The 350-nt window shown below is 33.4% G+C and carries 1 protein-coding gene; it reads left to right on the forward strand.

The genetic code is table 11. The features are described 5' to 3' along the window. The coding region (locus R0J92_RS22045) for an ATP-binding domain-containing protein (RefSeq protein WP_411053221.1) at window positions 1-319 on the forward strand (319 nt) is incomplete at its 5' end. Window positions 320-350 lie beyond the last annotated feature (31 nt).

Below are 350 nucleotides of genomic sequence, written 5' to 3' on the forward strand. Positions count from 1 at the left end.
CAGCAGTGATGACATTAAAAGGGATCCTAAATATGAGTCAACAGTTATTGATTTTAGGCCAGACTTTACAGATGAACTTTTCAAAGAACTTTATATTCCAAATGATTCAATAGGGAATCCAGGCTTTAAATTATTGCCCTATGATGAATCTGATTACAATCGTTTTGATTTTGGGTACGCAATCACTTGTCATAAATCTCAAGGATCACAATGGGACAATGTTGTTGTAATAAACGAAGTACTAAATCATGAAACACATCATAGATGGCTTTATACAGCTATCACTAGAGCTGCTGAAAAACTTATACTTGTTGTTTAATTAAGGAGGAGAGAGCTATGGAAAAAGTAAT

Origin of the sequence: Tritonibacter sp. SIMBA_163 (assembly GCF_046535935.1) — a bacterium.
Lineage (GTDB): Bacteria > Pseudomonadota > Alphaproteobacteria > Rhodobacterales > Rhodobacteraceae > Epibacterium > Epibacterium scottomollicae.